Raw genomic sequence first — 13,741 nt, forward strand, 5'->3', positions numbered from 1 at the left:
CGGCTCCGGCGGCTCACCCGAAATTTCATACTTTCCCCGCAGACCCCCTCTCTATAATTTGGGAAAATGTTTCAGAATATTCCCAAAAATGATGAATGATGAAACGTATTACAACACAAAGCGCATTCGGGAAGAGTGGAATTTAACCCTTTCTCAGGATGACCCTCACCGCGCCGGCATTCAGTTTGCCCGGCGGGTTCGGCTGGCGCGCGCCGTGGGGCTGGCAGCGATGTTTTTCCCGGTTGCGGGCATGCTGGTCACCCATTTTTTACCCGGAGGCTGGTGGCTTTTACTGGTGGGGTGGGCGTTCGTCTGGCCCCATTTCGCCTGGCAGTTATCCTGCCGGGCCGCGTCACCTCATCAGCAGGAAGAGTTCAATCTTAAGATCGATGCCATTATTGCCGGGCTCTGGATCGGCGTGATGGGGATGAGCGCGTTACCCACGGCAGCGCTGGTGATGATGGTCGGGATGAATATGATGGGCTCCGGGGGCTGTCGTCTGTTTATCCCGGGGATCCTGCTGACTCTGCTCTCCGCGCTGGTGACGCTGCCGCTTGTTGGGCGCGTGGCCGTCTTCAACCCCGACCTCGTGGAGTGGAGCTTAACGCTTCCCGTACTGGTGCTTTATCCCATGCTGTTTGCCTGGCTCAGCCACCGCACCGCCGTCAGGCTTGCGGAACATAAACAGCGGCTGGAAATGATGAGCACCCGCGACGGCATGACCGGGGTCTATAATCGCCGACACTGGGAAATGCTGCTGCGAAATGAATTTGAGCATTGCCGCCGCGATCGCTGCACCGCCACGATTTTACTGATTGATATCGACCACTTTAAAAATATCAACGATACCTGGGGGCACGATGTGGGCGACGAGGCGATCATTGCCATCACGCGCCAGCTTCAGATGTCGGTGCGGTCAGGTGATGCCATCGGCCGGTTTGGCGGGGATGAGTTTGCGGTGATTATGTCGCAGACCGCAGCGGAAAGCGCCATCGCCGTCATGTCCCGGGTGCATGAGCGGCTGGAAAAGCTGTCGCTACCGTGCGCGCCAAAAGAGGCGCTGCGCATCAGCGTGGGCGTTGCCCCCTGGGGGCCGCAGTTTGCACATTATCGGGAATGGCTAAAGGCGGCTGACGTGGCGCTGTACAGGGCGAAAAATGCCGGGCGCAGCCGCACCGAAGTGGCCGCCTGACGCCCGACTGAAACGATCAGGATTTACTCAGCTTCTCTGATTTTTCCATGCATTTTGCCATTGCCTCAATGACGGCCGAGCGGAATCCGCGCTCCTCCAGCACCCGCACCGCTTCGATGGTGGTACCGCCTGGGGAGCAAACCATATCTTTCAGTTCACCCGGGTGTTTGCCGGTTTCCAACACCATTTTGGCGGAGCCCATGACGGCCTGCGCGGCGAACTTATACGCCTGGGCGCGCGGCATTCCGCCAAGCACGGCGGCATCGGCCATCGCTTCCAGGAACATGAAGACATACGCAGGCGCAGAACCACTCACGCCCACCACCGGATGGATCATCGATTCGGCAATCACTTCCGCTTCGCCGAAGCAGCGGAAAATGTTCAGCACATCGGCTACGTCTTCCGGGGTCACCAGCGCGTTAGGCGTGACGGAGGTCATGCCGGCGTTAACCAGCGAGGGGGTATTGGGCATTGCGCGAACAATTTTGCGGTCATGGCCCAGCGCGCGCGCCAGCTGGTCAAGCGTCACGCCCGCGGCAATCGACACCACCAGCGTCTCTTTATTCAGGCTGGAGGTGATGTCGCTCAGCACTTTGATCATGATGTTCGGCTTGACGGCGCCAAAGACGATATCGGCGACCTGGGCCACTTCCTGCGCGCTTTCGGCGGCGTTAATCCCGTATTGATCGCGCAGCGCGGCGACCTTGTCCGGTGACGGGGTGTAGACCCAAATCTGACCCGGCAGCACCTGCCCGCTGGCGATCAGGCCGCCCAGAATGGCTTTGCCCATGTTACCGCAGCCGATAAACCCGATTTTCTTGTCCATCACGATCCTCCGTCATTATGCGTTGTTTTCTCTGATTGATAGCTTAACAACGAAATGCAGGCGACAATAGTCGGCAGAGTCATTATGGGGAGACAATATGGCGATTTGGGTTGATGCGGACGCGTGTCCGAACGTGATTAAAGAGATTTTATTTCGCGCCGCCGAGCGCGTTCAGATGCCGCTGACGCTGGTGGCGAACCAGAACATTCGCGTGCCGCCTTCGCGCTTCATTCGTTCTTTGCGCGTGCCTGCCGGATTCGACGTGGCAGACAACGAAATTGTCCGTCTGTGCAGCGCGGAAGATCTGGTGATCACGGCGGACATTCCGCTGGCGGCCGACGTGCTGGAGAAAGGGGCGGCGGCGCTCAATCCGCGCGGAGAGCGATACTCGCCGTCGACCATCCGCGAGAAGCTTACGATGCGCGATTTTATGGATACCATGCGGGCCAGCGGCGTGCAGACCGGTGGGCCGGACAGCCTCTCACAGCGCGATCGCCAGCAGTTTGCTGCCGAGCTGGATAAATGGCTGCTGGAAGTGAAGCGCCGTACAGCGAAATGATAATTATTGTCAATGTGTGGTACAGTGTGGCCTCCACAGGGTTGTCATCCCGTACCGCTTTGCAGTAAAGTAATCGCAACATCTTCTGCAATTATTTCTTTACACTCTTCAGCCTTCCGGCATCAAGGGGAACACCTGGCTATGACCCAACCCATCTTTTTAGTTGGCCCCCGCGGCTGTGGGAAAACCACCGTTGGCCTGGAGCTGGCACGCGTGTGTCATCGCCAGTTTGTGGATACCGACCACTGGCTGCAAACCGAGGCCGGAAAAACTATCGCCGACATTGTTGAGCAGGAAGGCTGGGAGAGCTTTCGCGCACGCGAAACGGCCGCGCTGAAAGCGGTCACGACCCCGTCCGCGGTGATCGCCACCGGCGGTGGCATTGTTCTGGCGGAGTGTAATCGTCACTTTATGCGCGAAAAGGGGATTGTGATTTACCTCAGCGCGCCGGTGTCGGCCCTGGTTGGGCGTCTGGAAGCCTTTCCGGAAGAGGGGCAACGCCCTGCGCTGACCTCCAGGCCGCTGAACGAAGAGGTGAGTGAAGTGCTGGCCGAGCGCGATGCGTTATACCGCGAAGCGGCTCACCACGTGGTGGATGCGTCCGCCTCTCCCGAAGACGTTGTGATTCAGATTATTACCGCCCTGCGTTTGGCGTGTGCCAGCTAAGCGGTGTCTATACTTATAGCTCAGACATAAAAAAAGGATGAGCTATGCCAACAAGACCTCCCTATCCGCGTGAAGCGCGCATTGTGACCGTTGAAAAAGGCCAGACAGGTCACACTGTGACCTGGTATCAACTGCGTGCCGATCACCCCAAACCAGACTCGCTGATCAGTGAACACGAGACGGAACAGGAAGCGCTGGATGCGAAGCGGCGCTATGAAGATCCCGACATAACCTGAGCGGTTTCCTAAACGCTCCAGGATCGTGCCTGAATCACACTTTTTACTCATCGTAAAAGTTAAGCAGGAGTTAATATTTAGTTAATACAAGTAACTCTGGTATCGGCAGGCGATCTTTACATTTCGGTGTCGGGATCACCTGCTACGCTTGGTGCTGTTTTGTTGAAAAAACGAACTGTGCAGCGTAGTGAGCCTGTACCTGTGTGCACGATGTTGGAGTAATGGAAGGCGATAAAGATGAAGGCAACGTTGGCGATCCTCACCATTGGTGTGGTCCCTGTAAGCGAAGTGTTACCGCTCTTAACCGAGCATGTATCTGAACAACAGATTACGCATCTCAGCCTGCTGGGCAAGATGAGTCGGGAAGAGGTCATGGAAGACTACGCTGTCGAGGCGGGGGAGGATCCCCTGGCGACGTTATTAAGTGACGGTAAACTGGCGCATGTTTCCCGCCAGAAGATCGAGCGCTCGCTGCAGGGCGTAATAGAAGTGCTCGATAATCAGGGATATGACGTTATTTTGCTGATGAGCACCGCCCCCATAAAGGGACTTACGGCGCGCAATGCGATTTTGCTGGAACCGATGCGCATCATTCCGCCGCTGGTGGCCTCCATCGTGGATGGTCATCAGGTGGGGGTGATTGTCCCCATCGAGGAGCTCATGGATAACCAGGAGGCAAAATGGCACGTGCTGGAAAAAGTGCCCTTGTACGCGCTGGCGAATCCGTTCTGGGACAGCGAGGCCAAACTCATTGCGGCCGGGAAGGAACTGCTGGAAAGAGGGGCCGATGTCCTGATTCTGGACTGCCTGGGGTTCCACCAGCATCATCGTGATTTACTGCAAAAAGCGCTGGATGTGCCGGTGCTGTTATCCAACGTTCTGATGGCTCGCCTGGCCTCGGAACTGCTCATGTAATGATTTTGCGTGACAGGTGATGAGCATGGCCCCTATAGTGAATTTTTATCTAAAAATATAAGGGCCAGTTCATGCTTCAGAGTAACGAATACTTTTCCGGTAAAGTGAAATCCATTGGTTTTACCAGCAGCAGCACTGGCCGGGCCAGCGTTGGCGTCATGGCGGAAGGGGAATACACCTTCGGCACGGCGGAAGCGGAAGAGATGACGGTCGTCAGCGGGGCGCTGAACGTCTTACTACCGGGTGAAACGGAATGGAAAGTTTACGCAGCCGGACAGGTTTTCAACGTCCCTGGCCACAGTGAGTTCCATCTGCAGGTGGCTGAACCTACCTCTTATCTGTGCCGCTACCTGAAATAAAAAATTAGCCGGGTGGCGCTAACGCTTACCCGGCCTACGGTTTGCCCGTTATCTCTGCGCTTCGCCGCCGAGACCTTCCACCAGATTCTGAATCAACGCGGCCAGCTCGCCGGTCATCAGGATGAAGTCCGCGTCGAAACGCTGAGCGTAATCTTCCCTGTCGATATCTTCATTCTGATCGCGCAGCTCGTCGCAGAACTTCAGACGCTTCACGGAGCCGTCGTCGCACATCACAAACTGAATACGCTGCTGCCAGTCGAGCGCCAGCTTGGTGACCACTTTACCCGCTTCGATGTGGACGGCGATTTCATCGCTCACCAGATCCTGCTTCTTCGCGCGGATCACGCCGCCATCTTCCAGCAGGGCTTTCAGCTCGGCTTCATCAAGGATCTGGAAACCCTGAGCCGCAGCACCGCTGCGTACCCATTCGGTCAGCGTCAGCTCGATCGGCGTTTCCAGCGCCAGCGGAACGACCGGTAACGAGCCGATGCTTTTACGCAGCAGGGCCAGCGTATCTTCTGCTTTCTTGGCGCTGGCGCAGTCCACCATGATCAGCCCGTTAACGGTGTCGATCCACATCATGGTCTGGCTGAAGCGGCTGAAGGCGCGCGGCAGCAGGGAGTGCAGTACTTCATCTTTCAGCGAATCTTTTTCGGTCTTTTTCAGCTTGCGGCCCTGTTCGGCTTCCAGCTTGAGAATTTTCGCTTCGAGTGCCTGCTTAACCACCGGCGTCGGCAGTATTTTCTCTTCTTTACGGGCGCAGACGATGATTTGACCCGTGCTGCTGGCGTGGGTCAGTGCATCGCTTTGTGAACCCATTGGCGGAACCCAACCGGTTTTCGCCATATCCTGGCTACCGCAAGGGGAAAAGGTATAAGCGGCTAACTGTTTTTCCATCTCTTCTGCACGCAGCGAAACGTCGCGGCTGAGACGGTAAACCATCAAATTTTTGAACCACAGCATGATAATTTCCACGGCCTTGTCGTTAAATCAGCGGGCATGATAACGAATTGTCGCATCGCTTGCATTGCTAATCGGGAAGCGTGCTTCTACTCTGTTGATAATCAAAATAATGAGGAGAGTCTTGTGCGTATTGGGATCGATTTGGGCGGCACCAAAACAGAAGTCATCGCACTGAGCGAGCAGGGGGAGCAGCTGTTTCGCCATCGTCTGCCAACGCCGCGCGATGATTATCACCAGACTATCGAGACGATTGCCAGGCTGGTCGAGATGGCCGAGCAGGCGACAGGGCAAACCGGCAGCGTCGGGATGGGGATACCGGGGTCGATCTCGCCGTATACCGGCGTGGTTAAAAATGCCAACTCCACCTGGCTCAACGGTCAGCCGTTTGATAAAGATTTAAGCGCGCGCCTGAAGCGGGAAGTGCGTCTGGCCAACGACGCCAACTGCCTGGCGGTCTCTGAGGCCATCGACGGCGCGGCGGCCGGTGCCCAGACCGTGTTTGCCGTGATCGTCGGCACCGGCTGCGGTGCGGGCGTAGCGTTCGGCGGGCGCGCCCATACCGGCGGTAACGGCACCGCGGGCGAGTGGGGGCACAACCCGCTGCCGTGGATGGATGAAGACGAACTCAAATACCGCACCGAAGTGCCGTGCTACTGCGGAAAACAGGGCTGTATTGAGACCTTTATCTCCGGTACCGGTTTTGCGACCGATTACCACCGCCTGAGCGGCCAGCCGCTCAAGGGAAATGAGATCATGCGTCTGGTCGAAGCGCAGGATCCGGTGGCGGAGCTGGCCCTGAGCCGCTATGAAATGCGGCTGGCGAAATCCCTGGCGCACGTGGTGAATATTCTCGACCCAGACGTAATTGTGCTGGGCGGCGGCATGAGCAACGTCGACCGGCTGTACGCCACGGTGCCGAACCTGGTGAAGCAGTGGGTCTTCGGCGGGGAGTGTGAAACGCCGATCCGCAAAGCCGTCCACGGGGACTCCAGCGGCGTGCGCGGCGCGGCGTGGCTGTGGCCAGAATAAACGGCTCTGTAAGCCTGGTAAGCGAAGCGCCATCGGGCGAATTCAGGCAGCCACAATAAAAAAGCCGGGTGGCGGCTACGCCTTACCCGGCCTACATGTTGAGTGGACCTTTACTGCACGGCAAATTCTTTATCCAGCTTGCTATACCCCAGCCCGTTAATCTTCTTCACTTTGATCTGCACCGGAATACGCTCTTTCATCGCCTCGACGTGGCTGATCACGCCGATGGTTTTCCCGGTGGCGTTCAGCGCGTCGAGCGCATCCAGCGCCGTATCCAGCGTCTCACTGTCGAGCGTGCCGAACCCTTCATCCAGGAACAGGGAATCGATCCGCGTTTTATGACTCACCAGATCGGAAAGCGCCAGCGCCAGCGCCAGGCTGACCAGGAAGCTCTCGCCGCCGGAGAGGGTGCGGGTATCGCGGACCGCATCCGCCTGCCACGTATCCACCACTTCCAGCTCCAGCGCGTCACTGGCCTTACGCTGCAATAAATAACGCCCGTGCAGGCGGTTAAGCTGCTGGTTTGCGAGCCAGACGAGATTGTCCAGCGTCAGCCCCTGGGCGAACTTACGGAACTTGTCGCCGGTGCTGGAGCCGATCAGCGCGTTCAGATAACCCCAGTCATCCGCCTGGCGCGCGGCCTCTTCAATTTGCTGCATCAACGCCAGCTGGTGCTGCCGGTTATCGCTGTCCTGCTTAAGCTGCTGGCGGATCTCGCCCTGATGCGTGGTGTTCTCGCGCAGCTGTTGCGCCAGCTGCTGCAGCTGGCTTTGCAGCGTGGCGGCATCGGCATCGAGCCCTTCCGGCCGCAGTGCCAGATGAGACTGCAGCTGCTGGTTCGCTTGCCCGGACAGCGCCGCGGCCTGCTGGATCTGGTTTTCCAGCGACTGTTTCAGCTGTTCAAGGTGGCGAATAGCATCGTCATCCAGCAGCGCGGCAAGAAACGCGTCCTGGTCGGCAAAGCAGCTCGCCGAGCGCGCCGCGGTGAACTGCGTCTGCGACTGCTGCAGGCGCTCTCGCTCCAGCGCTTCCTGCTGCTGTTGCGCGGTCAGCTGGCTTTGCAGCGACACGCACTCGTCGTGGATGGCGCGCCAGTTATCAGGAATAACCGGTTCGGCGTCTTCGCTGTTCGCTGCCGGAAGCGCGTCGAGCAGCGGCTTCAGGGCGTTTATGCGTTCCTGAAGCACGCCGTGCTGCGTTTGCTTCTCCTGCCACTGCGCGAATTCCGCTTCACGGGCCTGAAGCCAGGCGGCTTCCTGACCTTCTTCAGGTGCGTTAAGCGAGAGCGCGAGCAGGGCATGTTCCAGCGCCTGCCGCGTGGCCGCCAGCTGCTGCTGATACTGCCGCTCCTGCGCGTCCTGTTCGTTGAGCTGGTTCTGCAGGGTGAGACGCTGACTGAGCTGATAAAGCTGGCGCTCGTAATGTTCCTGTTCGTTCAGCCATGGCGCGATATCGTCCTGAATATTCAAGGTAATGTTCAGGGACGTGCAGGCCGCCACCCACTCTTTAGTGAGCGCTTGCTCCTCCTGAGAAAGCGTCTGCGCGTCGTCTGTCTCGCGCTGGATCTGCTGAGTCAGGGCATTGACCTGTCCCAGCACCAGCAGGCCTTCCTCTTTAAGGGCGGCGACCTCTTTTTCCAGGGCATCACGGCGGCGCTGGTTATCCGTCAGCTCAAGTGACTGATATTGCTCAACGGCGGGATGTTCACAGGAACCGCACAGCGGGCAGGGTTTACCCGCCTCAAGCTGCGAACGGTAATGCTCCAGCTTCTTGATTGTTGCTTCGGTTTCGCACAGGGCTTTCAGGTCGAGATAGTGCTGGTTTTTCTCTTTGTACTGCTGGCGGCGCAGGGTCAGCGTTTCATTGAGTTTATTTTGTTCGGCCTGCGCCTTCTGCACGTTTTCACCGCTCTGGCGCAGGCGCTTTTGCAGCGGCTGATAGCGGGCATGCAGCGACGTCAGCTGCTGGCGCAGCGTGCGGGACCTGGACTGCTGCTCCATGGCCGCGCTGACCTCATCCGCCGTCAGCGTCAGCGCGTTTTCCGGCATCGCAGCCAGCCTGTTGCGTAATTCACCTATCCGCGCAGCAAGCGAGGCTAACTGCGTTTTATCGCGGTTAAGCTGCGAGAACTGGGCGCGCCAGCCTGCAATCTCCTGGCCTAACAGACGATAGCGCTCGTGCTCCGTCAGCCACTGCGCCAGCGCCGTCAGTTCGGTCTGAAGCAGCTCGTGGTTACGCAGGGCGGTATTGCGAATACGTGAACGCAGCGCGGTTCTGGCTTGTAAGCGAGTATTTACTTCGATAATTCGCTGCTGCGTTTGTGCCAGACGCGCGGTTTGCTCCTGCTGATGTTCCCAGAGCGGGCGAAGCTGGGCGGCGGGCAGAGCGAGCTGGAGCTTTGCCAGCTCAGGCGCAGCGTCCGTCAGCGCCTGTTGCGCCTGCTGCTGCATTGCGGCGACGCGCTGTTGCTCGCGCACGAGCTCATCATGGCGCGTAAGCCACTGAAAATGTTTCTGTTGGTTTTGCTGCTGTTCCAGCAGGGTTTTCTCTTCGTCAGTAAGTGCCTGCAAACTTTGCTGTAACTGCTGCTGTTGTTCTTCGCTCAACAGCACGACGCCCGCCGCCTGCGCCTCGCACTTTTCAAGCACGCTGCGGGCCGCTTTGTGTTTCTCAAACACCATGGCGGAAATCTGACCGTAGATTTCGGTGCCGGTCAGCTCTTCCAGCAGCTCGGCGCGATCGCTCGGTTTGGCATTAAGGAAGGCGGCAAACTGCCCCTGAGAGAGCAGCATCGAGCGGGTAAAGCGCCCGTAGTCCAGCCCGGTGAGCGCGGCGGTTTGCTCCAGCTTATCCGTTACTTTGTCGGCCAGGATTTTGCCATCTTCGCAGCGCGCCAGCTCCACGCGCGGCGCCTGCAGGTTACCGTCCGGCTGGTTGCGCGCCCGGTTCTGGCTCCAGAAGGCGCGATAGGCGATGCCTTTTACCTCGAACTCCACTTCCGCCAGACATTCGGCGGTGTCGCGGGTCATCAGGTCATTTTGCGCCTGGGAGACTTTATTCAGGCGCGGCGTTTCGTGATAAAGCGCCAGACAGATGGCGTCGAGCAAGGTAGTTTTACCTGCCCCGGTTGCGCCGGTGATGGCAAACAGCCCGTTGCTGGCAAACGGCTCAGCGGTAAAGTCAATTTTCCACTCGCCCTTGAGGGAGTTGAGATTTTTCAGGCGCAGGCTCAGAATTTTCACGCGTTTTCTTCCTCGTCATTGAGCGCATGCAGGGTATGGCTGAACAGTTCGCTGAGTCTTGCGCGCTTCGCATCGTCAATCTCCTCCTGTGAGAGCCTGCGTTCAAATACCTCTTCGACCCCCAGTTCACTGAGCGTTTCGCGTTGAGCGCTTAGCAGAATTTTCTCGCGCTGCTCGCGGCTGCGGCGCACCAGCAAGACCTCTACCGGCAGGTCTTCGGTCAGCGCCTGGATTTTTCGCTGCATATCGTGCAGGTAGTCGTCGGTGGTGATTTCGATGTCCAGCCAGATGGGGGGATCTTGCTCGACGCCGCGCCACTGCTCCAGCTGGGCGGTGATGGCATCGAGATCGCCTTTCAGCACCGCCAGCGGTTGAGTTACGGGCACCTCCAGCGTGTCGACGGCGCTGAGTTTTCCGTCGGAGAAGGTCACCAGATGTACGGATTTGGCTTTGCCCGTTTCGTCAAAGCTGAGCGAAAGGGGCGAGCCGCAGTAGCGGATGTGCTCGCAGCCGCCGACGATCTGCGCCCGGTGAATGTGCCCGAGCGCAATGTAGTCGGCGGGCGGGAAGTGTTGCGCCGGAAAGGCATCCAGCGTGCCGATATAGATGTCACGCACGGCGTCACTTTTACTGGCCCCGACGGTGGTGAGGTGCCCGGTCGCAATCACCGGAATCGGCTGGTCACCGCGCAGGGCACAGGCTTCGGCGTGCTGCTGGCGGTAATAGTCGGCGATCGCCTGTAACAAATGCTGCTGCTTTTCCGCGCCCGACAGCCCCGCCTGGCTTTGCACGATGTCGCGCGGACGCAAAAAGGGAATCGGACACAGTACCGCCCCGGGCGACCCGTCGCGCTTTTTCAGGATCTGCGGGGCGTGCCCGGCGCTGGCGACGACGGTGGTATTGAGAAACGCCAGGATGTCGCGGGATTCGTTAAGCGTCGCGACGGAATCATGGTTGCCGGCGACAATCACCAGATGACAGCCGGTTTGCTGCAGATTCACCACGAAGCGGTTGTACAGCTCACGGGCATAGCTCGGCGGCGAGCCGGTATCAAAAATATCTCCCGCCACGATAATCGCGTCCACCTCATGCGTCCGGGCCGTTTCCAGCAGCCAGTTCAGGAACGCTTCATGTTCAGCCGCACGGCTTTTGCTGTAAAAATTTTGACCCAGATGCCAGTCCGAGGTGTGAAGTATGCGCATAGCTGATCCGTGGCAAAAAAGAGAAAGCAGGATTATAAACGTTCAGAGAAGGGAAAATAACCGCTGTAATAAAACAACAGTTTGCCATTTATAGTGGTACTGTTTTTCATAAATCTGTCATAAATCTGACGCATAATGGCGCCGAATTACAAACTTGTAACGTAAATAAGATAAGACAGGGCAAAGTATGGCGAGACGTATTCTGGTCGTAGAAGATGAAGCTCCAATTCGTGAAATGGTGTGCTTCGTGCTCGAGCAAAACGGCTTCCAGCCGGTTGAAGCGGAAGATTATGACAGCGCAGTGAACCAGCTGAATGAACCCTGGCCCGATCTGATTCTGCTGGACTGGATGCTGCCCGGCGGCTCCGGACTGCAGTTTATCAAACACCTGAAGCGTGAAGCGCTGACCCGCGACATCCCGGTTGTGATGCTTACGGCGCGCGGAGAAGAAGAGGATCGTGTGCGCGGTCTGGAGACCGGCGCGGACGATTACATTACCAAACCGTTCTCCCCCAAAGAGCTGGTGGCCCGCATTAAAGCCGTGATGCGCCGTATTTCGCCGATGGCGGTGGAAGAGGTGATTGAGATGCAGGGGCTGAGCCTTGATCCGACTTCTCACCGCGTGATGACCGGTGAAAATCCCCTCGACATGGGGCCTACCGAATTTAAACTTCTGCACTTCTTTATGACCCACCCGGAACGCGTGTACAGCCGCGAGCAGTTGCTGAATAACGTCTGGGGAACTAACGTGTATGTCGAAGACCGGACGGTTGACGTACATATCCGCCGCCTGCGAAAAGCGCTGGAACTGAGCGGCCACGATCGCATGGTGCAGACGGTCCGCGGCACGGGTTATCGTTTTTCTACCCGTTTCTGAACAATGACAGGAGTGTGACGCGTGCTGGAACGTCTGTCATGGAAAAGGCTCGTCTTTGAACTGATCTTATGCTGTATTCCGGCCTTCATTCTGGGGGCCTTTCTTGGACATCTGCCGTGGTTTCTGCTGGCGTCGGTCACCGGGCTGCTGATCTGGCATTTCTGGAACCTGCTGCGCCTCTCCTGGTGGCTGTGGGTTGACCGAAGCATGACGCCGCCGCCCGGAAGCGGCAGCTGGGAGCCGCTGCTGTACGGTCTGCACCAGATGCAGATGCGAAATAAAAAGCGCCGCCGCGAGCTGGGAAGCCTGATTAAGCGTTTTCGCAGCGGTGCGGAGTCGCTACCGGATGCGGTCATTCTGACCACCGAAGAAGGGACGATCTTCTGGTGTAACGGCCTGGCGCAGCAGCTGTTGGGCCTGCGCTGGCCGGATGATAATGGCCAGAATATCCTCAACCTTCTGCGTTATCCCGAGTTTACGCTGTACCTGAAAAAGCGTGATTTTACCCGTCCGCACAATCTCAAGCTCAATAACGGTCGCCATCTGGAGATCCGCGTGATGCCCTACAGCGATAAGCAGTGGCTTATGGTGGCGCGCGATGTCACCCAGATGCACCAGCTGGAAGGGGCGCGCCGCAACTTCTTCGCCAACGTCAGTCACGAATTGCGTACCCCGCTGACCGTGCTGCAGGGCTACCTGGAGATGATGCAGGAGCAAACGCTGGAAGGTGCGCCGCGTGAAAAAGCGCTGCACACCATGCGCGAGCAAACGCACCGGATGGAAGGCCTGGTGAAGCAGCTGCTGACGCTCTCGAAGATTGAAGCGGCACCCACGCTCGCGCTGAATGACACCATCGATGTGCCGATGATGCTGCGAGTCGTGGAGCGTGAAGCGCAGACGTTAAGCCACAAAAAGCATCACCTGACCTTTGAGGTCGACAACACGCTAAAGGTGCTGGGCAGTGAAGATGAGCTGCGCAGCGCTATCTCCAACCTGGTGTATAACGCGGTAAACCATACGCCGGAAGGGACGGAGATCGTGGTGCGCTGGCAGCATACCCCAACGGGGGCCGAGTTTAGCGTGGAGGACAACGGGCCGGGGATCGCGCCGGAGCATATTCCGCGTCTGACCGAACGCTTCTATCGCGTGGATAAAGCGCGATCGCGGCAGACGGGCGGAAGCGGCCTGGGGCTGGCGATTGTGAAACACGCGGTGAATCACCATGAAAGCCGTCTCGATATTCAGAGTACCCTGGGTAAAGGAACCCGCTTCAGCTTCGTGATCCCGGAACGATTAATTGCCAAAAAGATCGCCTGACGGCAGGTGTGTCATTTTACCTTTCCACGGGTCAGCCATCGCTGGCCCGTTTGCTTTGCAGCCAAGCGAAACGCGTGTGAATTTTATACGGCTGGCTGTTTTTTGTTCGCATGATTAGCCATGGGTTTTTCTTATAATTAGCGTATTGTGCTGGAGTGTATTTTCATGCTGGCATATTGTTCTGGTTTTACGATCCCACCTTGCCTTTAAACGTTATAAGCGTTTAAATTGCCCCCCAGATACTGTCAGACCGACTGTATTTGCGTGGTAAATCGAAAAACTATTCTTCTCCACGCCAGGACGGGAGCATATCCCGCTAAAATTGAGCAAATTTTCGGCTGTATCGTCCCGTCAGGGG

13 protein-coding genes are annotated in these 13,741 nt (G+C 57.7%); 9 read left to right on the forward strand and 4 right to left on the reverse strand.

All coding sequences use genetic code 11. The features are described from left to right. The first annotated feature begins 88 nt into the window (after positions 1-88). The gene (gene adrA, locus ACVCAM_RS02260; protein ID WP_070531527.1) at positions 89-1,192 is read left to right on the forward strand and encodes a diguanylate cyclase AdrA; all 1,104 of its coding nucleotides are present in this window, start codon (positions 89-91) and stop codon (positions 1,190-1,192) included. A 16-nt stretch (positions 1,193-1,208) separates the two neighbouring features. Here adrA and proC read toward each other — a convergent pair whose 3' ends face one another. Then, complete coding sequence (gene proC, locus ACVCAM_RS02265) at positions 1,209-2,018, reverse strand: pyrroline-5-carboxylate reductase (RefSeq protein ID WP_021241675.1); 810 nt, start codon at positions 2,016-2,018, stop codon at positions 1,209-1,211. 97 nt (positions 2,019-2,115) lie between these two features. On the opposite strand from proC, the gene ACVCAM_RS02270 reads away from it, so the two are divergent. The 5 genes from ACVCAM_RS02270 (at position 2,116) to ppnP (ending at position 4,753) form a co-directional block, all read left to right on the forward strand. Further along, on the forward strand, positions 2,116-2,577 hold the full coding sequence (locus ACVCAM_RS02270; protein WP_021241674.1) for a YaiI/YqxD family protein: 462 nt from the start codon (positions 2,116-2,118) through the stop codon (positions 2,575-2,577). A 141-nt stretch (positions 2,578-2,718) separates the two neighbouring features. Continuing rightward, positions 2,719-3,243 carry a shikimate kinase AroL gene (gene aroL / locus ACVCAM_RS02275; RefSeq protein ID WP_008503273.1) on the forward strand — a complete coding sequence of 175 codons (525 nt, stop codon included), beginning with the start codon at positions 2,719-2,721 and terminating at the stop codon, positions 3,241-3,243. A 44-nt stretch (positions 3,244-3,287) separates the two neighbouring features. Then, on the forward strand, positions 3,288-3,479 hold the full coding sequence (yaiA, locus tag ACVCAM_RS02280; RefSeq protein WP_008503272.1) for a protein YaiA: 192 nt from the start codon (positions 3,288-3,290) through the stop codon (positions 3,477-3,479). A gap of 237 nt (positions 3,480-3,716) precedes the next feature. Further along, entirely contained in the window at positions 3,717-4,394 is a 678-nt protein-coding gene (locus tag ACVCAM_RS02285) for an AroM family protein (RefSeq protein WP_008503271.1), read from the forward strand. Between the two features lie 71 nt (positions 4,395-4,465). Further along, positions 4,466-4,753: a pyrimidine/purine nucleoside phosphorylase gene (ppnP, locus tag ACVCAM_RS02290; protein ID WP_008503270.1), complete on the forward strand. Its 288-nt coding sequence runs from the start codon at positions 4,466-4,468 to the stop codon at positions 4,751-4,753. 48 nt (positions 4,754-4,801) lie between these two features. On the opposite strand, the gene rdgC is transcribed toward ppnP, so the two are convergent. Beyond that, entirely contained in the window at positions 4,802-5,716 is a 915-nt protein-coding gene (gene rdgC, locus ACVCAM_RS02295; RefSeq protein ID WP_008503269.1) for a recombination-associated protein RdgC, read from the reverse strand. A gap of 123 nt (positions 5,717-5,839) precedes the next feature. Here rdgC and mak point away from each other — a divergent pair, with 123 nt between their 5' ends. Continuing rightward, positions 5,840-6,745 (forward strand): fructokinase, encoded by a 906-nt coding sequence (gene mak / locus ACVCAM_RS02300; RefSeq protein ID WP_045416715.1) that lies wholly within the window; start codon positions 5,840-5,842, stop codon positions 6,743-6,745. A gap of 110 nt (positions 6,746-6,855) precedes the next feature. On the opposite strand, the gene sbcC is transcribed toward mak, so the two are convergent. Beyond that, complete coding sequence (gene sbcC, locus ACVCAM_RS02305; RefSeq protein ID WP_248225291.1) at positions 6,856-9,987, reverse strand: exonuclease subunit SbcC; 3,132 nt, start codon at positions 9,985-9,987, stop codon at positions 6,856-6,858. Then, entirely contained in the window at positions 9,984-11,189 is a 1,206-nt protein-coding gene (gene sbcD, locus ACVCAM_RS02310) for an exonuclease subunit SbcD (protein WP_045371761.1), read from the reverse strand. The genes sbcC and sbcD overlap by 4 nt, the downstream gene beginning before the upstream one ends. 187 nt (positions 11,190-11,376) lie before the next feature. Between sbcD and phoB the strand changes: the two genes are divergently transcribed. Further along, a complete protein-coding gene (gene phoB / locus ACVCAM_RS02315) occupies positions 11,377-12,066 on the forward strand; it encodes a phosphate response regulator transcription factor PhoB (RefSeq protein WP_008503265.1) in 690 nt (229 codons plus the stop codon). A gap of 21 nt (positions 12,067-12,087) precedes the next feature. Beyond that, positions 12,088-13,383: a phosphate regulon sensor histidine kinase PhoR gene (phoR, locus tag ACVCAM_RS02320; RefSeq protein WP_008503264.1), complete on the forward strand. Its 1,296-nt coding sequence runs from the start codon at positions 12,088-12,090 to the stop codon at positions 13,381-13,383. Positions 13,384-13,741: the final 358 nt, after the last annotated feature.

Source organism: Enterobacter sp. CFEC122, from assembly GCF_052983755.1.